The following is an 18,201-nucleotide window of genomic DNA, read 5'->3' as shown; positions in this document are numbered from 1 at the left end:
TTAATTTTGCCCAACCTTGAGCCAGGGCGGCGTGCTGAGGGGTATGGCTGATATCAGCCAAGGCCAAAAACAGTAAAGAAAGTATTGTTAATTGTTGTAAAAAAACGACAAGCATTGATGGTTATACTTATTTTTGGACTATCGCCTGCTGCTGGTAGAGGCTGTGTAGCAGCTGTAATCCGAATTCTGAAACGCTTTGTATGGATAAATGCGGCAGCCGCTCTTGCGCCAGTTGCTGCAGATGGTGACTGACATTGGCTGCTTGTGATTGTATGCGTTGCAATAACTGGTAGCTGATGGCATTGAGCTCTATAAACGCTATGCTGAAATCGGTTTTCCTATACACCAGTAAATAAGTCGGCGCGGCTGGCAGCTGCGCATGTTTTTTAGACAGCCGCTGCACTGCATAGTCATAGCTCAGTAGCATGTGCGCCGCAGGTAATTGCAAAACGGCTGCGGCCAGGTCGCTAGCCTGCCGCACAGGCGTGACTGGCGATGCTGGTGCTGCATCTGGCAGCTTAGCCAGATAAAGCTCCACCCATTCGTAATGGGCCAGCTGCAACGTGTAGGGCGGCAAATTGTGTGTAGTCAGATCCAGCGTCTGCAGGTAATCGACCAGCGCTTTGGGGATATCTGCAAATAAAGGGCTGCTGAATTTATGGTCGTGAAAGCACTGTCTGGCCAGCTGCTTGAAACGGCGCTTGCCGAGGATGGAAAGCAGCACCGGGAAGCAGGCGCTGATGCTGGCTAAAAAATTGTTGAATACGATTTCGCGGTAAATAGCGATGCGCCTGGCATCGGTGCCGCGCGGTTTGGGCTGTTGCGCAGGATCGCGCAGGTGCGCATTAAACGTCGCCTGATATTGCTGGAACAGCGCGGGTTTCATCAAGCGACCCGGTTCACACTGTATGGTTGATTCGCTTGCTGCTGCATGCGATGGATAGTGTCGACTTCCTGCATCAGCTCGGTTAAAGGCGGGATATTCGTATCGCGTTCCAGCAGGGTGGGGAATACGCCGACTTTCTGATAGGCATAGGCCAGTAATTGCCACACCGGGTCTATGATGGCTGCGCCATGCGTATCTACCAGTAGATCAGGTGCGGCTTGCAGGTGGCCGGCGATATGGCCATAAACGATACGCTCCGCCGGCAGCTGGTCAATAAAGCGGAATGGATCAAAGCCGAAATTGACGCTGTTCACATACACATTATTGATATCCAGGTGCAGGTTGCAGTCAGCTTCGCTGAGCACAGCATTGATAAAACTGCTTTCGTCCATCTCGGAGGTGGGGGCGGCTACATAAAATGAAGCATTCTCGACGGCTATCCTTTGCTCCAGGATATCCTGAGTCTGCCGTATGCGCTGAGCGACGTGGTGCACCGCTTCTTCGGTAAACGGAATAGGCAGTAAGTCGTAGATATAGCCATTAGCGTTGTCACTGCAGTAGCTTAAATGCTCGCTATACAGCGGGATGTCAAAGTCAGCCATAAACTGCTTCACTTGCTGTAAAAAGTCTATATTGAGCGGGTCAGGCCCGCCCAGAGACAAGCACAGGCCATGGCAGACCATAGGGTAACGCTCGGCAAACCAGCGCAGCTCGGCAGCATATCTGCCACCGGCCCCAATCCAGTTCTCGGGGGCAATCTCTACAAACTGCAGATGCTCCAGCAGGGCCAGGCCATGCTGCTGTCTGAGCGGCTGCATCAGCTCGCGCTTCAGCCCCAGCCCGGTACCCGCAATAGCAGACAACTGTGGCATGCCCTAAACCGCGTCAGCCATTATTTGCTGGCGTGGCAGCTGCCTTCTTTCATCTTGTCGGCCGAACAGCTGCCTTCTTTTGACTTGTCAGCAGCATCGGCACCTGTCTTAGCCTTGTCATGGTGATGGTTGCCATCTTTTGCTTTGTCTGCAGAACAATGACCTTCTTTGGATTTTTTCTTGTCTGCGCCGCAGCTGCCATTGGCACATTTGCCTTCTTTGGCTTTCTCGGCGTCGGCCACCTGATAGCCCTGGCCCAGGGTCTTCAGTTCAAACGGATTTTCTACGGCCTGCGCGGCAGCGGCGGCCACAGATAAAGCAACAGCACTGGAAATGGCGGCAATTTTATGGGTAGTCATGTTTGGTTTCCTTAATGAACAGTGATAAAGGTGGACTGGCCTGTGGGTAAAGCTAACCAGGGTTTACTGGCTATTGAAACACAACTTAAGTTGTGGGAGCAATGCCGGCGCGCTGCTCTATCAGTTGCAGATAATGCGCGGCATCCAGCCCGGTCTGGTTGCGTTGCGCCAGCCAGATGGTTTCTGCGAGGCATTCCAGCAGGGCATGCTGGGCGGCATGTTCTTCCTGATAACGGCTGCATAGTTTGCCATAAGCCTGCGTGATGCCGGTTGGCTGGTTGATACTGATCTGCTCCTGGATAGACAGGTGCAGACTCATGTGCAGGAAAGGATTGGTTTCACCCATTTCCGGATAATAGGCCTGCTGCAGATGCTGCTCCGGCGCATCGAGGATGGCCTGGTATTCAGGGTGCAGATGCATGATACCGACCGCCATTTTTTCAAGCTCGGTCAATACCTGCTGTTGCTGGAACTTGGCCCAGGCATCAAAGAAAAACTGACGAACTTCATCGCGGCTGGGGTTGAATAAGGCCATGGTTAGCTTCCTGCCGGTGGCAACACCGGATGTATCTGTTTATCACGATATTCACATAAATCGACTATGCAGCAGACCCCGCATTTAGGGCTGCGCGCAGTACAGGTATAACGGCCATGCAAGATCAGCAAGTGGTGTGCATCCTGCAAGAACTGCTTGGGTGTGCTGCTTAAAAAACGTTGTTCGACTTCAAGCACGGTTTTGCCAGTGGCCAGCCTGGTGCGATTGCCAACGCGAAACAAATGGGTATCGACGGCAATGGTAGGCTGACCAAAAGCGGTATTCAAGATCACATTGGCCGTTTTTCTACCCACACCGGCCAGTGCCTCCAGTGCTTCACGCTTGTCCGGTACTTGACCCTGATGCAAGCTGATTAGTTGCATGCAGCATTTCAATACGTTCTGCGCCTTGGCATGGTACAGACCTATGGTCTTGATATAGCTTTCCAGGCCTTCAAGGCCTAAATCGACTATCGCTTGTGGTGTATTGGCGACCCTGAATAGCTTGCGCGTGGCGACATTGACGCCTTTATCTGTGGCCTGGGCCGACAGGATGACGGCGATCAACAATTCAAACGTGCTGCTGTATTCCAGTTCTGTAGCCGGATGCGGGATGGCAATGGCCAGTCTTTCAAAAATGGCGAGTCTTTTCTGTGCATTCATAAAAGCAGTATCAATAATCGCTGGCCTGGTGGCATGCACTCAGGCAGTTGGTCAAAGGTAAGTCATTCATAGTCTTTTGTCGGGCTGGTGCCGGTTTTTAAAGCTTGTACCCGCGCCATGGCCGCTGCAATCGCTGCTTTTTTGATCGCGTCTGTGCCTGGTGCTATGGCGTCTTTATCCGCGGCAGTCTGCCCAGTTTTTTTCTGGCTAACGCTTTGCAGGCGCGCCAGTTTTTCGCGTTCCTGCCTTTGCTGCCGCTGCTGATAGCGTCGCCGGGCCAGGTCGGCAGCCGCGACTGCAACTGCAGTTTGCGTTTGCGCAGCTTTGGCTGGAGTTTCGGCTGATGTAGCTTGAGAAGGCGCAAGCGGCTGCATGATGATGCAATCGACCGGGCAGGGGGCCAGACATAACTCACAGCCTGTGCATTCCTGGCTGATCACCGTGTGCATCTGTCTGGATGCACCGAGGATAGCATCCACCGGGCAGGCCTTGATACATAGCGTGCAGCCTATGCAGCGATGCTCATCTATCATGGCGATGGCTTTGGGCTTGGTGATGCCGTGGGCGGTGTTCAGCGGCAAATAGGGCAGGTCCAATAATTTTGCCAGTGTGCGTATGCCTGTTTCGCCACCCGGAGGGCATTGGTTGATGCTGGCCTCGCCATCAGCGAGGGCGGCAGCGTAGGGTTTGCAGCCAGGGTATCCACATTGCTGGCATTGGGTCTGCGGCAACACCAGGTCTATACGTGTTATAAGGTCAACGCGTTCCAGCGCAGAGTATTGCTCAGCACGCGGGCGCTGCTGGCCGCTGGCGTCTGTCATGGGCGCAATCGCATCATGGCTAAAAGGTTGCATGAAATCACACGCAAGTTGCGTTTCTCACCGTCAATTTCTCAAGATGCTTATTATAGCCGAATCCTGTGGCAGACATCGTGGATGGGCTCCCTGGTGCAGCGTAGCATGAGGCGGATTGCGCCTGCTTTTTTGGCGTCAGCAGCGGCCGGTGGATTTATTGCCACTGCTTGCCATGCCTGACGCGATACACTGCGCGTATGCAGCGCGCTTCTTTGGCGTTCAGGCGCATAATCAGTTAAAATAATCGCTTTATTATCGAATGGCAGAAGTATGTTAACGGGTAGTTTGGTGGCAATCGTTACCCCCATGTTTGAAGATGGCCGTCTGGATCTGGATACGCTCAAGAAATTGATCGATTTTCATATAGACGCCGGCACAGATGGCATCGTGATCGTCGGTACCACAGGCGAGTCGCCTACGGTAGATGTGGATGAGCATTGTGTGCTGATCAAGACCACGGTCGAGCATGTTGCAAAACGTGTGCCGGTGATCGCCGGAACCGGCGCAAACTCGACTTCTGAGGCCATAGAACTGACGGCAAAAGCCAAGGCGCTCGGGGCTGATGCCTGCCTGCTGGTGGCGCCTTACTACAACAAGCCATCGCAAGAAGGCTTGTACCAGCATTTTAAAGCAGTGGCGACAGCCGTCGATATTCCGCAGATTCTTTATAATGTGCCTGGCCGCACCGGCTGCGACCTGACTAACGACACCGTTTTGCGCCTGGCTGCTGTGCCCAATATCGTCGGCATCAAAGACGCGACCGGCGGCATAGAGCGTGGCACCGATCTGATGTTGCGGGTGCCGGCTGATTTTGCCGTCTACAGCGGTGACGATGGCAGTGCGCTGGCGTTGATGCTGCTCGGTGGCAAAGGCGTGATTTCTGTGACTGCCAATGTGGCGCCGCGCCTGATGCATGAAATGTGTGTCGCTGCACTCAAAGGCGATGTGGTCAATGCACGGGCGGCCAATGCCAAACTGTTTGCCCTGCATCAGAAATTGTTTGTAGAAGCTAATCCGATTCCAGTGAAATGGGTATTACAACAAATGGGAATGATTGCGGCTGGTATCCGTTTGCCACTGGTCAATCTTTCAACCCAATATCATGAAGTGCTGCGTCACGCCATGAAACAGGCAGAGATCGCATCTTAAATGAGGGAAATGAATTACATGAGTAATGTGTTTTTACAGCGTGCGCTGCTGATAGGTCTGGTTGTCGTGTTGGCTGGCTGCGATTCGATACCATTTTTGAACAACACTTCTGATTACAAGGGCGCTGGCCGCTCCAAATCGCTGGAAGTACCGCCAGACCTGACTTCAGTGCGCACCAGCGGCACTTATAACGTGCCTGGCAGCACCAGCTATTCCGCCTATAGCCAGGGTCAGGAAGAGCAGGAGCAGAATGGCCCGCAGCCGGTACTGGCCGATATGAAGAACGTGCGTATGGTCAAAGCGGGTAACCAGCGCTGGCTGGTGGTCAATGCGCCACCGGAAAAGATCTGGCCTGTAGTGCGTGATTTCTGGCTGGATCAGGGTTTTGCAGTCAAAGTCGAGAATCCTGAAGTCGGCGTGATTGAAACCGAATGGTTGCAGACTGATGCCATCAAACCTAAGGAAGATAACCGTAGCTACGGCGACAAGTTTGATGCCTGGCTGGATAAATTATCCGGTTTTGCCGACAGGCGCAAATTCCGCACCCGGCTGGAGCGCGGTGAAAAAGAGGGCACTACCGAGATTTACATGACGCATCGCACTGTCGCCGGTGCACCGGATGATGGCAAGAACTATGTGAATACCCAGCTGGGTAAAATAGATACCGGTTACCGTGCCAATGCAGCAGAGACCAAAAACACCGCCGGCCAGGAATTCGATGCCGATCTTGATGCAGAGTTATTGCGCCGCATGATGGTCAAACTGGGCCTGGACGAACAGAAAGCCGATCAGGTCATGACTCAGGCCGCTTCTGACAAACGTGCCGATGTAGTGAAAGAGGCCGATCAGAGCGTGACGCTGAAGCTGAACGAGCCATTTGACCGCGCCTGGCGTCGTGTCGGTTTGGCACTGGACCGCATCGGTTTCGTCACTGAAGATAAAAACCGTTCTGAGGGTATTTTTTATGTGCGTTATGCAGATAGCGATGCCGAAGACCCGATCAAACAGAAAAAAGGCTTGCTGGAGCGCCTGAAGTTCTGGGGCAGCGATGATGACGACAAAGCCCAGGGCTCTGTTGAAAGCAAGTCTGGAGATAAGACCAAGTTCTGGAAGGGCACCTCAGAAGGCGACAAAGCCAGCAAACAGTACCATATCCAGGTATTGGAGAATGCCGATGACACTACCGATGTGTATGTGTTGACGCCCGAAAACAAACGCAATACTTCAACCACGGCTAACCGCATCGTGTCACTGCTCTATGAACAGTTGAAATAAGCGGGGAAATCGCGTGCGATTTGCATCGTTAGGCAGTGGCAGTGCAGGAAATGCCACTGTGGTGGAAGCCGGGGAAACCCGGCTTTTGCTCGACTGCGGCTTTAGTGTCAAAGAGACCGTGCTGCGCCTGAGCCGGCTGGGCCTGCAAGCGGAACAGCTGTCAGGGATAGTGATCACACATGAACATGACGACCATGCGCGCGGAGCCTTCAAGCTGGCGGCGCGCTACCAGGTGCCGGTATGGACCACCTATGGCACTTATACCATGTGCCAGCGCTATCTGCCTGCGCAGCCGCTGACTGTGCATATCATAGACGCGCATACCACGTTTGCCGTGCAGGATATTGAAGTGATGCCTTATCCGGTGCCACATGATGCCCGCGAGCCGGCCCAGTTCGTGTTCGGCGACGGTGCACGCAGATTTGGCGTGTTGACCGATGTTGGCAGTGTGACGCCGCATATCGTGGCCATGCTGCATGGCTGTGACGGCCTGTTGCTCGAATGTAATCATGACCTGGAGATGTTGCGTACCGGACCGTATGCACACTCGCTGAAGAAACGTGTCGGTGGCTGGCTGGGGCATCTGGATAACCAGAGCAGTGCCAAACTGTTAGCGCAACTGGATAACAGCAAGCTGAAACATTTGGTGGCGGCGCACCTGAGCGAAAAAAATAATACGCCTGCGTTGGCACAGCAGGCGTTGAGTGAAGTATTACAGTGTGCAGCTGACTGGGTGCAGATCGCCAGTCAACAGCAGGGGCTGGACTGGCGAGCTTTATAAGTGGCTGGTTAAGCCGTCAGCGCAAAGGCTGGCGGCTGTTAATCCAGCACGTGTATCTGTTCGGATAAACGTATCATGCGTTCCACCGGCGTCACCCAGACGATACCGTCGCCGATATTGCCGGTGTGGCCGACTTCTACTATGGTTTGCAAAACACCTTCTACCAGCTCATCCGGCACCACCATGTATAAATACATTTTAGGGCTGTAGTCGGTCAGCTCTTCGCGCACGCCTATGCTGGGCTTTTGCAAGTGGTGGCCGCAGCCTTCGACCTTGTTCACCGACATGCCGGGGAAACCCTTGATATTACGCAGTGCCGAGCGGATCTTTGCTAATCTGGCCGGTTGTATGACTGCTTTGATTTCTTTCATAAAATATCCTTTCGATCGCTCTTTCACGCGGCGGCATTATGCCTCGATCTTGCTTTCTTCAAACTTACGATACAACGTAGGGACCACGATCAGCGTCAGCAGGGTGGAAGTGATCAGCCCGCCGATCACGACGATTGCCAGCGGACGTTGCACTTCAGCCCCGGGCCCGGTCGCAAACAGGAAAGGCACCAGGCCCAGCATGGCAACGGTGGCTGTCATCATCACCGGCCTGAAACGCTGGGCACAACCCTGCAGGATCGCATCCAGCTGGCTCTTGCCTTCATCGCGCAGGGTGCGGATATAAGACACCAGTACCACCGCATTCAGCACCGCTATGCCCCACAGCGCGATAAAGCCGACTGAAGCAGGCACTGACAGGTATTCGCCTGTGATAAACAGGGCGATGACGCCACCGATAGAGGCGAACGGCAATACCAGTATGATCATGGTGGCGAAACGCATGGACTGGAACAGCAAGAACAGCAGGAAGAAGATGGCGGCAATGGTCACCGGGATAATGATCATTAGGTGGCCCATGGCGCGTTCCATGTTCTGGAACTGGCCGCCGTATTCCAGGTAATAACCATCCGGTAATTGCAGCTTCTGGTCCAGCACCTGTTGCATCTCGGCCACAAAGCCACCCAGGTCACGGTCTTTGACGTTGACGCCGATCACGATGCGGCGTTTGGCCAATTCACGGCTGATCTGTGCCGGGCCATCCTTGATCTCAATATCTGCCAGGTCATCCAGGGCTACACGTGAGCCATTAGGTGAGGTCAGCATGATATTGCGTATGGCTTCTTCATCATCTCGGAAAGATTCCGGGTAGCGGACTGCGGCAGAGAAGCGACGTTGTCCCTCGAAGATCTCGGTAGCGATCTTGCCGCCGATCGCGGTTTCTATCACGTCATGCACATCTGCGGCATTGATGCCGTGCCTGGCGATCGCCTGCCTGTCTATGGTGATGTTCAGGTATTGCTGCCCGGACACTTTTTCCACCTTGATCTCAGTCGCGCCTTGCACGGTACCCGCTATCCTGGCGATCTCGTCTGCTTTCTGCTTCAGTGTATCCAGGTCTTCACCAAAGATCTTCACCGCAACATCGGCACGCACACCGGTCAGCAGTTCATCGACACGGTCAGAGATAGGTTGCGCCATAATGATCTGCACGCCAGGAATGTATTTCTCCAGCACTTCGCGCATTTTTTCGGCGATGTCATCCTGAGTCCAGCCTGCCGGCCATTCCTCACGCGGTTTCAGGCTGATGATAGGCGTAGACTCGTTTTGTGCCTGCGCATCTGCCGGGCTTTCACCGCGGCCCAGGCCGGAGATCGCCGATTTAACGCCTGGCACCTGCTCCATGATCAGTTTCATGGCCTTGTTTTCCATCTTCATGGATTCTTCCAGCGAGATATTAGGCACGCGGTTGATTCCAGGTACGATAGAACCTTCTTTCATTTCCGGGATAAACGAAGTACCCAGGAAAGGAAACAGGGCGATGGTGCCTATAAACAGCAGGCTGGAGGCGATGATGGTTTTTTTCTCGTTGTTGAGCACCCAGTTCAGGGCTTTCAGGTAAGGGCGTTTGATCGCCTGGATAAACTTGGTATCTTCGCCACTACCGCCTTTGAGCAGATAAGAACACAAGGCCGGCGTCATGGTCAGCGATAACACCAGCGACACGAACAGGGCAATGGCGATGGTGTAAGCCAGTGGCGCAAACATCTTGCCTTCCATGCCTTCCAGCGTCATCAGCGGTAAAAACACCAGGATGATGATGCCGACGCCGAATAACACCGGGGTGGCGACCTCGCTGGCTGCCTCCAGCACCACGCGTATCTTGCTCTCATCCTTGCGGTGACCCAGGTGGTGAAAAGCGTTTTCTACCACCACCACCGAGCCATCGACCATCAGGCCAATGGCGATCGCCAGGCCGCCCAGTGACATCAGGTTGGCTGAGATGCCGTAATGGTTCATGACCATAAAAGTGATCAAAGGCGTCAGTATCAAGGTGCCGACCACGATCACGCTGGAGCGTATGTCACCCAGGAACAGGAACAGCACCACCACTACCAGGATAATGCCTTCGATCAGCACTTTGGTGACGGTGTGCAGCGCAGCATCGACCAGCTCGCTACGGTCATAGTAGGGCACGATCTGCAGCCCATGGGGCAACATGCCTTTGCTGTTGATTTCTTCGACACGTGCTTTGATGCGGCTGACCACTTCTTTGGCGTTACCGCCACGCATCATGATGACGATACCGCCTACCGATTCGGTATCGCCGTTTTTAAGCACCACCCCGACCCGCACTTCATGGCCTATGGTCACTTCGGCGACATCACGGATATAGACCGGGATACCGTTCTCTTCCTTGAGCACCATATTGCGGATATCGTCCAGGTTCTGCACCAGGCCTACGCCGCGTATCAGGTATTGCTCGGCATGGTGTTGCAGGATGCCACCGCCACTATTGGCATTGTTACGTGCCAACGCTTCATACACATCTTTCAGCTTGATAGAGAAGTGCGTCATGCGGTCAGGGTTGACCAGCACCTGGTATTGCTTGACGTAGCCGCCCTGCGAGTTGATCTCAGCCACACCGGGGATACCGCGCAGCAAGGGGCGGACTACCCAGTCTTGGATCGCGCGACGTTCAGTCAGGTCGGCCTGGCTTAATGGTTTTTTGCCATCACCAGGTTTATCCAGGGTGAACTGGTATACCTCGCCCAAGCCGGTAGATACCGGGCCCAGGATAGGCATGACGCCATCAGGCATGCGTTCCATCACTTCCATCAGGCGTTCCATCACCAGCTGACGTGCGAAATACACATCGGTGCTGTCGGTGAATACCAGGGTGATCAGTGACAAGGCATTTTTATTGACCGAGCGCATTTCCACCAGGCCAGGCAAGCCGGTCATGGCGATCTCCAGCGGCACGGTGATAAAGCGTTCTACTTCTTCCGGAGATTTGCCGGTGGCCTGGGTGGCGATCATCACCTGTACATTGGTGACGTCAGGGAAGGCATCCACTGACAGGTTTTTCACTGCGAACAAGCCGGCGAACACCAGTGCAACGGCAAGTACCAATACAATCAGGCGCTGCTTGAGCGCCCCTCGAATCATCGATTCAATCATGCTTTTACTCCATTTCCTTGCGCTTGCGCTCGTTGTTTACGTGGAAAGCGCCGTCCAGCACGATTTGGTCACCAGGTTGCAAGCCTTGTAATACCTCTTTCTTGCCGTCATAAGTACGGCCCAGCGTTACAGGTAGTAGCTTGTATTGTTTGGATTTCAGCGTTTGCGCGAAGACATGGTCTGCATTGTTTTCACGCACTACCGCGGTAGACGGGATGGCGATCACAGTCTCAGGCTTGGCTTCGAGCAAGATGGTGATCAGCATGTCGGGTTTCAGCAGCATTTTATTGTTGCTGATATTGGCGCGCGCCATCACCGTACGTGTGGCCGGGTTGACGATATCGCCGACAAAAGCCAGGGTGCCGGTCAGTTCTGCATCATCCAGCGCCGGCACTTCGATATTCAGCGACTGGCCTTCTTTGATATGCGCGATCTGCTGCTCAGGGATCTCTGCCACCGCCCACACATGCGACAGGTCTGCGATCACAAACAGTTCTTCCGCCGGGGCGACCACTTGCCCTAACCTGGCCTTACGCGCGATCACAGTACCGGTGATCTTGGAGTTGACCTGGCTGGTGGACATGCCACTGTTCTGCAAACCCAGCTTGGAGATATTGCCAGGTGCCATACCCAGCACCAGTAACTGGTCACGGGCCGCATTGACCTCGGCGTTGGCAGCATGCAGTTCGCCTTCTCTACGTTGCAGTTCGGCCTGGCTGATCACATCGGCTTCCAGTAACTGTCGGGCTCTGTCGACCGCTTTGGTCTGCAGTTGCACCTGCTGGCTGGCCTTGATGTAATTGAGCTGGAACTGTGCCAGCTCGGTGCTCTTGATGGTCGCCAGGCGCTGGCCTGCCTTGACTTCATCGCCCAGGTTGACATCCAGCGTGCTGATACGGCCGGTGATAGAGGCGCCAGCCCTGGATTCATACTGCTCATCCACCTGGATACGGCCGGGAATACGCAAGGTATCGACAAATTGTATCTCGCTGACTACGCCGGTTTTGATATTGGCTTCCAGTTCAGGGGTGAGTACGACCAGGTTAGGGTCAACTACGGCTTTGGTTTCTGCGGCAGGTGCCGGTTTTTCGGAACACGCAGTGGACATCACCGCCAGTGCGACAGTGAATAAAGTTGAATATAAAATACGAGACATGACCATTCCCTTATGGTTGAACCAAATCCGAACCGATGAAACGTTCGATTTGCAATACACTGAAAAAATAATCGAATTTGGCAATCAGATAGTCACGTCTGACATCACGATTGACGCGTTGCGCATCCAGATATTCGAGGATGCCGCGTTCTCCGAACTTATAAGCGGCTTCTGCACGGCTGAGCGTGGCTTCGGATTGCTGCAATAAGCCATTTTCAAACACTTTGAGCTGGTTGCTGGCAATGACATTGCGCTGGTAGGCACTGTCAATTTCCTTGCGCAGCACTTGCTTTTGCAATTTGATGTTGGCGTCTGCTTCGTCGATGCCGGCAGCAGCCTGCGCGATCTGGCCTTCACGCCGGTTCCACACCGGCAATGGCACCACAACGCCCACCCTGAACGTATTCAGGTCAGGGTCCTGGGTGAAGTCAGACTTTAATGTCAGGCCGGGAAAGCGCAGATCCTTCTCCAGTCTTAATTTGGCTTCTGCGCCATCTTTGGCGGTGATCAGTTGCTGTAAATAAGGGTTGTTCTCAGCAGACTGACGTAAGGTAGTGATATCTGGCAAGGTGTTGATGACAGGTGGTTGAGCTTTGATTTCAAACTCATCCGGCATATTGCCTATCATGCCACGCAGAATGGCTTTGGCTTCATCTATGCGTGTCTGCGCACTGGCATAATCCCGCTCAGCGACCAGTAATTCGGTATCTGCCTTGATCAACTCGTATCTGGCCGCTTCGCCGACCTCAACTTTGCGTTTGATCTTGCTTTGAATCTCGCGCAATACGTTGAGGTTGGCAGCAAACATTTCCAGCACTTGCTGGCGCAGCTGCACAGTCAGATATGCCTGCTTGATCAGATTGCGCAGATCGAAGCTGGTGGTTAGTATGCCTTTTTCGGCATAGGTGAGTTGCTGTTCAGCCAGCTCGCGGCGTGACGCGCGGGTGCCGGGAAATTCCAGCGGTTGTGAAACGGTGACGCCATAGTTTCTTTCGTTGGCGCCCGGTGTGGGGACCCCGCGGTATTTGGCCGGACCGGCCATGAGTTCGAGGTCCGGGTTAGCAAAAGATCTGGCAACGGTGATGCCAGCAATGGCAGCTTCAATCTGCGCTTTGCTGACGGCCATGGTCGGGTTCTCGGCGACGGCTTTATCCAGCAGGGTTTTCAGGTCAAACGCAGGTTCGGCAAACGCTATCGGCGATATCAGGCAAGACAAGCACAGTAGTCTGTACGCTTTTCGCCAGCGGATATGACTTAACATAACAATCCTTCTCAGATGACTATGCCTATCATGACATAGCCACCTTAATTAATAATTAAAATTACACTCTGACAGCCAGGCCGAAAGAGGGAGGATATTGCTAAGCGAGTTGCGGCGGCCGGTCTAGCCAGAAGGGGAACAGAATACGATAGACAGGTAATTTGTGTTCAGGCGCGTGATGGCTGGCCCGATGTAAAGGATAACTTATCGCTGGCAAGGTGATCTTGTCTACATCGACTTCAGGCACTTGCAACATGTCGACAAAGCCTATCACCTCTACAAAGTCTGCAGATAAAGAATCATCGATAGGATTGGAGAGTATCACCCCTAGGGTGCCGGTTTCTAGCAGCGTTGTTGTGGCTACCGGTTCTGCAGCAGTTGTCTGCAATGCGAACACTAAACACAACAAATGTAATAGATAAAAAATTTTTTGCATGTACAAAATCAAGGCTGAGCCTGGTTGCCCGTGATGACTAAACATGAGCAATTACCGTACCAGCGATGAATGCGTGTGTAAGCTATTGATTTAAATGCTTTAGCTATGCGATTTTTCAATTTCCGCCTAGTACGAAAAGCGATATGCACTTTTAAAGTGCAAAAACCACAGCGACATTATAGTTGATGTCGCTGTGGTCGCATAGTTGCTATCGGCCTAATCCGGGCGATTAGGCCGAAATAGTTTCTTCTTTAAAGTTGAGTTTGATCTGGTCATTCTCATCAATATCGATGTGCACCTGACCACCCTCGTTCAGGCGACCGAACAGTAATTCGTCGGCCAGTGCCTTGCGGATAGTGTCCTGAATCAAACGTGCCATAGGGCGCGCACCCATCAACGGATCAAAGCCTTTTCTACCCAGGTAGGCTTTAAGCTCATCACTGAATGTGACATCGACTTTTTTCTCGTGCAACTGATCTTCCAACTGCATGAGGAACTTGTCGACCACGCGCAAGATGATCTCCTGGTTGAGTGCGCCGAACGAGACTGTCGCATCGAGACGGTTGCGGAACTCAGGGCTGAACAAGCGCTTGAGGTCAGCCGCCTCGTCAGTGACGTCTTTGCTGTTGGTAAAGCCTATGCTGGCTTTGGACAAGTTCTCGGCCCCGGCATTGGTGGTCATGATAATGGTCACATTGCGGAAATCCGCTTTGCGGCCATTATTGTCGGTCAAAGTACCATGGTCCATCACTTGCAGCAGGATATTGAAAATATCCGGGTGCGCTTTTTCGATCTCGTCCAGCAGCAACACGCAATATGGCTGCTTGGTCACGGCTTCAGTCAACAAGCCGCCCTGGTCGAACCCGACATAGCCCGGAGGCGCACCGATCAGACGCGAGACGGCGTGTCGCTCCATGTATTCAGACATGTCAAAGCGCAGCAACTCAATGCCCAGCACATAAGCCAGTTGTTTGGCGACTTCAGTCTTACCGACACCGGTAGGGCCGGCAAACAGGAAGCTACCGATAGGTTTGTTACCGTTGCCCAGGCCGCTACGCGCCATTTTCACAGCTGAAGCCAGTACATCTATGGCTTTATCCTGGCCGAATACCACCGCTTTCAGATCGCGTTCCAGCGTTTTCAAGGCGTTGCGGTCATCAGTAGAGATATTTTTGGGCGGAATGCGCGCGATCTTGGCAATGATCTCTTCGATCTCTTTGTTACCAATGATCTTCTTCTGCTTGCTCTTGGGCAGGATACGTTGCGCCGCACCGGCTTCATCGATCACGTCTATCGCCTTGTCCGGCAGATGGCGGTCATTGATGTATTTAGCCGACAACTCAGCTGCGACTGTCAGTGCGCTGGCACTGTACTTGACGCTGTGATGCTCTTCAAACCTGGTTTTCAGGCCTTTGAGTATCTCTATGGTTTCCGCGACGCTAGGTTCAGCCACATCGATTTTCTGGAAGCGGCGTGACAGGGCGTGGTCTTTCTCAAAAATACCGCGGTATTCCTGATAAGTAGTCGCACCTATGCACTTGAGCGAGCCATTGGACAAAGCAGGTTTCAGCAGATTGCTGGCATCCAGCGTACCGCCACTGGCTGAGCCCGCGCCTATCAGGGTATGGATCTCATCAATGAACAGGATGGCTTCTGGTTTTTCTGCCAGTTGCTTCATCACCGCTTTGAGGCGTTGCTCAAAATCACCACGGTATTTGGTGCCAGCCAGCAGTGCGCCCATGTCTAAAGAGTAGACAGTGGCATCTTTCAGCACTTCGGGGATCTCCTGGTTGACTATGCGTGAGGCCAGGCCTTCGGCAATCGCGGTTTTACCCACGCCGGCTTCACCCACCAGCAGCGGGTTGTTTTTACGGCGGCGGCATAAGGTCTGAATGACGCGCTCCAGCTCCAGGCTACGGCCTATCAGCGGATCTATCTTGCCGGCAACCACTTGGGCGTTGAGGTTGAGCGTAAAGCTTTCCAGCGCGCCGGTAGAGACACTTTCACCTTCGGTCTCCTGCTCGGTATTGCTGGCTTTAGGCTCGCTTTCCTGGATCTTGGCCACGCCGTGCGAAATGAAATTCACCACATCCAGGCGGGTCACGCCTTGCTGATGCAGGAAAAACACCGCATGCGAATCTTTCTCGCCGTAAATGGCGACCAGCACGTTAGCGCCAGTCACTTCTTTTTTGCCGGACGATTGTACGTGCAGCATGGCACGCTGGATCACGCGCTGGAAACCGAGCGTAGGTTGTGTATCAACCTCGTCAGTGCCAGCCACGGTGGGAGTGTGTTCTTCAATATATTGGGTAAGCTCGCCGCGCAGGGTATCGAATTTGGCCCCGCATGCGCGTAGCACTTCTGCGGCAGTTGGGTTATCCAACATAGCCAGTAACAGATGCTCAACTGTGATCAATTCGTGACGCTTTTGTCTCGCGTCCATAAAAGCCATGTGCAGGCTAACTTCAAGTTCTTGAGCAATCATGATGACTTTCCTTAATACACTACACTACAAAAATACACTAGGAAAAACGCTATGTTCACAGATGCTACTAATGTACACCAGTGCGCCTGTGTCTGTTTATTAATATCGTGCTTAAATGCAAAAATTTCAATGGTACGTTAGAGCTATCAGTCATTATTGGTGATTTATTTTTGTTCACGCTAGCTCAGCAGTCGTCTGCCGGGTGTAAGACTCAAGGGCTCTATCTTCATCAGCTATGCTAGCACTGCTCGCTTCAGATTAAAGCGCGGGAATGTCATGTTATTCCCTTTATATTCCGTTGATACAGCTTGCGTGGCTTTAAGCGGCTTCAATCACACATTGCAAAGGGTGTTGTGCTTCCTGTGCGGATTCCAGCACCTGGTGCATTTTTGTTTCAGCGATGTCTTGCGGGTAAACACCACACACTCCGGCACCCTCAGTATGTACTTTGAGCATGATTTGCGTGGCTTGTTCGCGAGATTTGTAAAAAAAACGCTCGATCACGGCAACGACGAACTCCATAGGGGTGTAGTCGTCGTTCAATAACAACACTTTATATAGTTCTGGAGGCTTAGGTTTGGCAACTTGTGGGTCCAGTGCCAAATCACCATCACGCTTGGGTCGTACCATAATTTTGCATACCTGATCTTAAGTTTATTTTGCGCTTTGTATGAAAAAATTCAAGTGCCAGATGGGGGGTAGATCAAAGATAAATTTTGACCAGCTTGACGATGCGATCCTGTGCGTCGACGATCTCCAGCCTGTGCTCACCGAGCTTGAAGCTGGTGTCTGGTTCCGGGATGTCCTCAAAATGCTCAAGAATCAAGCCATTCAAGGTACGTGGACCGTCAATTGGCAGGGAGAGTTTCAATTTTCGGTTAATGTCGCGTAACTGGCTGCTGCCATCGACCAGCCAGCTGCCATCTTCATTCTGCTGAAAATCCTTGGTGCGTTCGGGCGATTGGGTAGTGAATTCGCCTACCACTTCTTCGAGGATATCTTCCAGCGTCAGCAGCCCCCTGAACTCACCGTATTCATCCACCACCAGGGCGATGCGTTCATGATGTTTCTGGAATTGCTGCAGCTGGGTATACAGCGGCGTGCCAGACGGAATGTAGTAAGGCGGGCTGATCGCCGCCTGCAACAAGTCTTTGCTCGGCACCCTGCCTATGTAGAAGTCACGCAATAAAGGCAATACTTTACGTACATGCACGATGCCGACGATATCCTCATGATCGCCTTGCCTGACCGGCAATCTGGAATGGCGGCTATTGGCCAGCTGTTCCATGATCTGGTCTATGGGGTGGTCAAGGTCGACAAACTCTACCTGCGTATGTGCGGTCAGCACATGGTCGACCAGGATATCTTCGAGGTCCAGCAGGTTGAGCAGTATGGTGCGGTTTTGCGAGGGGATATATTGCCCGGCGTCGCTGACTATGCTGCGTAACTCGTCGGTGGTCACTGATTGGGCCTGGTCAAAGTTGACGCGCACGCCCAGCAATTTAACGAATGCCTTGACGAACAGATTGACGAACCAGACGACCGGATTGAACAGCCAGATCAGCGGATAGAGCAGATAGCTGGTGGCATAGGCGAGTTTTTCGGCATGGGCGGCGGCAATGACTTTAGGCGAGATCTCGCTGAATACCAGGATGGCAAAAGTAATGGCCAGTGAGCCCCACATCAGCACGTAGTCGCCTTCGCCAAACAACCGCTCTGAAATGATCACTTCCAGCGTTGACGAGCCTACGATACAAAACGTGTTGCCCAGCAGGATAGCGCCCAGGGTTTTGTCTGTTTGCGCGATCAGGCGGCTGGCGAGCTTGGCACCGCGATGGCCTTCTTTGGCCATGTGCCGCATGCGGTAACGGTTGAGCGACATCAGGCTGGTCTCGGCGACGGAGAAAAACGCCGTGAGTGACAGTAGCAGAAGTAATAAGCCTATCTGCCAGCTTAAGGGAATATTGTCCAAGGGAGTGTG

17 protein-coding genes are annotated in these 18,201 nt (G+C 53.1%); 3 read left to right on the top strand and 14 right to left on the bottom strand.

The window, feature by feature from the left end:
* Nucleotides 1–127: 127 nt before the first annotated feature.
* From ACFQ1Z_RS08100 to ACFQ1Z_RS08075, 6 genes are all read right to left on the bottom strand, one after another.
* On the bottom strand, nt 128–886 hold the full coding sequence (locus tag ACFQ1Z_RS08100; protein WP_379056890.1) for an HvfC family RiPP maturation protein: 759 nt from the start codon (nt 884–886) through the stop codon (nt 128–130).
* Nucleotides 886–1,758, bottom strand: a complete 873-nt coding sequence (locus ACFQ1Z_RS08095; protein ID WP_379056889.1) for an HvfB family MNIO-type RiPP peptide maturase — start codon at nt 1,756–1,758, stop codon at nt 886–888. The genes ACFQ1Z_RS08100 and ACFQ1Z_RS08095 overlap by 1 nt, the downstream gene beginning before the upstream one ends.
* Before the next feature lie 20 nt (nt 1,759–1,778).
* Nucleotides 1,779–2,117 (bottom strand): hypothetical protein, encoded by a 339-nt coding sequence (locus tag ACFQ1Z_RS08090; protein ID WP_379056887.1) that lies wholly within the window; start codon nt 2,115–2,117, stop codon nt 1,779–1,781.
* An 85-nt stretch (nt 2,118–2,202) separates the two neighbouring features.
* Nucleotides 2,203–2,652 (bottom strand): DUF1841 family protein, encoded by a 450-nt coding sequence (locus tag ACFQ1Z_RS08085; RefSeq protein WP_379056885.1) that lies wholly within the window; start codon nt 2,650–2,652, stop codon nt 2,203–2,205.
* Nucleotides 2,653–2,654: 2 nt separating this feature from the next.
* Nucleotides 2,655–3,314 (bottom strand): endonuclease III, encoded by a 660-nt coding sequence (nth, locus tag ACFQ1Z_RS08080; protein ID WP_379056884.1) that lies wholly within the window; start codon nt 3,312–3,314, stop codon nt 2,655–2,657.
* A 62-nt stretch (nt 3,315–3,376) separates the two neighbouring features.
* Complete coding sequence (locus ACFQ1Z_RS08075; RefSeq protein WP_379056883.1) at nt 3,377–4,168, bottom strand: RnfABCDGE type electron transport complex subunit B; 792 nt, start codon at nt 4,166–4,168, stop codon at nt 3,377–3,379.
* A 270-nt stretch (nt 4,169–4,438) separates the two neighbouring features.
* Between ACFQ1Z_RS08075 and dapA the strand changes: the two genes are divergently transcribed.
* The 3 genes from dapA to ACFQ1Z_RS08060 are packed head-to-tail and all read left to right on the top strand — an operon-like array spanning nt 4,439 to nt 7,373.
* Nucleotides 4,439–5,317 (top strand): 4-hydroxy-tetrahydrodipicolinate synthase, encoded by an 879-nt coding sequence (gene dapA, locus ACFQ1Z_RS08070; protein ID WP_379056882.1) that lies wholly within the window; start codon nt 4,439–4,441, stop codon nt 5,315–5,317.
* 18 nt (nt 5,318–5,335) lie between these two features.
* Nucleotides 5,336–6,592, top strand: a complete 1,257-nt coding sequence (gene bamC / locus ACFQ1Z_RS08065) for an outer membrane protein assembly factor BamC (protein ID WP_379056881.1) — start codon at nt 5,336–5,338, stop codon at nt 6,590–6,592.
* Nucleotides 6,593–6,605: 13 nt separating this feature from the next.
* Entirely contained in the window at nt 6,606–7,373 is a 768-nt protein-coding gene (locus ACFQ1Z_RS08060) for an MBL fold metallo-hydrolase (protein ID WP_379056879.1), read from the top strand.
* A 38-nt stretch (nt 7,374–7,411) separates the two neighbouring features.
* Here ACFQ1Z_RS08060 and ACFQ1Z_RS08055 read toward each other — a convergent pair whose 3' ends face one another.
* The 8 genes from ACFQ1Z_RS08055 to ACFQ1Z_RS08020 all read right to left on the bottom strand — a co-directional run bounded on the left by ACFQ1Z_RS08055 (nt 7,412) and on the right by ACFQ1Z_RS08020 (nt 18,192).
* On the bottom strand, nt 7,412–7,744 hold the full coding sequence (locus ACFQ1Z_RS08055; protein ID WP_379056877.1) for a P-II family nitrogen regulator: 333 nt from the start codon (nt 7,742–7,744) through the stop codon (nt 7,412–7,414).
* A gap of 36 nt (nt 7,745–7,780) precedes the next feature.
* Complete coding sequence (locus ACFQ1Z_RS08050; RefSeq protein ID WP_379056876.1) at nt 7,781–10,882, bottom strand: efflux RND transporter permease subunit; 3,102 nt, start codon at nt 10,880–10,882, stop codon at nt 7,781–7,783.
* Between the two features lie 4 nt (nt 10,883–10,886).
* Complete coding sequence (locus ACFQ1Z_RS08045; protein WP_379056874.1) at nt 10,887–12,038, bottom strand: efflux RND transporter periplasmic adaptor subunit; 1,152 nt, start codon at nt 12,036–12,038, stop codon at nt 10,887–10,889.
* A 10-nt stretch (nt 12,039–12,048) separates the two neighbouring features.
* Nucleotides 12,049–13,254: a TolC family protein gene (locus ACFQ1Z_RS08040; protein WP_379056873.1), complete on the bottom strand. Its 1,206-nt coding sequence runs from the start codon at nt 13,252–13,254 to the stop codon at nt 12,049–12,051.
* A gap of 145 nt (nt 13,255–13,399) precedes the next feature.
* A complete protein-coding gene (locus ACFQ1Z_RS08035; protein ID WP_379056871.1) occupies nt 13,400–13,735 on the bottom strand; it encodes a hypothetical protein in 336 nt (111 codons plus the stop codon).
* A gap of 229 nt (nt 13,736–13,964) precedes the next feature.
* Nucleotides 13,965–16,220: an ATP-dependent Clp protease ATP-binding subunit ClpA gene (gene clpA / locus ACFQ1Z_RS08030; RefSeq protein ID WP_379056870.1), complete on the bottom strand. Its 2,256-nt coding sequence runs from the start codon at nt 16,218–16,220 to the stop codon at nt 13,965–13,967.
* Between the two features lie 318 nt (nt 16,221–16,538).
* Nucleotides 16,539–16,850, bottom strand: coding sequence for an ATP-dependent Clp protease adapter ClpS (gene clpS / locus ACFQ1Z_RS08025; protein ID WP_379056869.1), 312 nt, complete (start codon nt 16,848–16,850; stop codon nt 16,539–16,541).
* Nucleotides 16,851–16,923: 73 nt separating this feature from the next.
* Nucleotides 16,924–18,192, bottom strand: a complete 1,269-nt coding sequence (locus tag ACFQ1Z_RS08020; protein ID WP_379056868.1) for an HlyC/CorC family transporter — start codon at nt 18,190–18,192, stop codon at nt 16,924–16,926.
* Between the last annotated feature and the right edge of the window lie 9 nt (nt 18,193–18,201).

The organism is Methylophilus luteus (assembly GCF_042676265.1).
Lineage (GTDB): Bacteria > Pseudomonadota > Gammaproteobacteria > Burkholderiales > Methylophilaceae > Methylophilus > Methylophilus luteus.
This window is presented reverse-complemented; position numbering and strand designations above follow the sequence as displayed.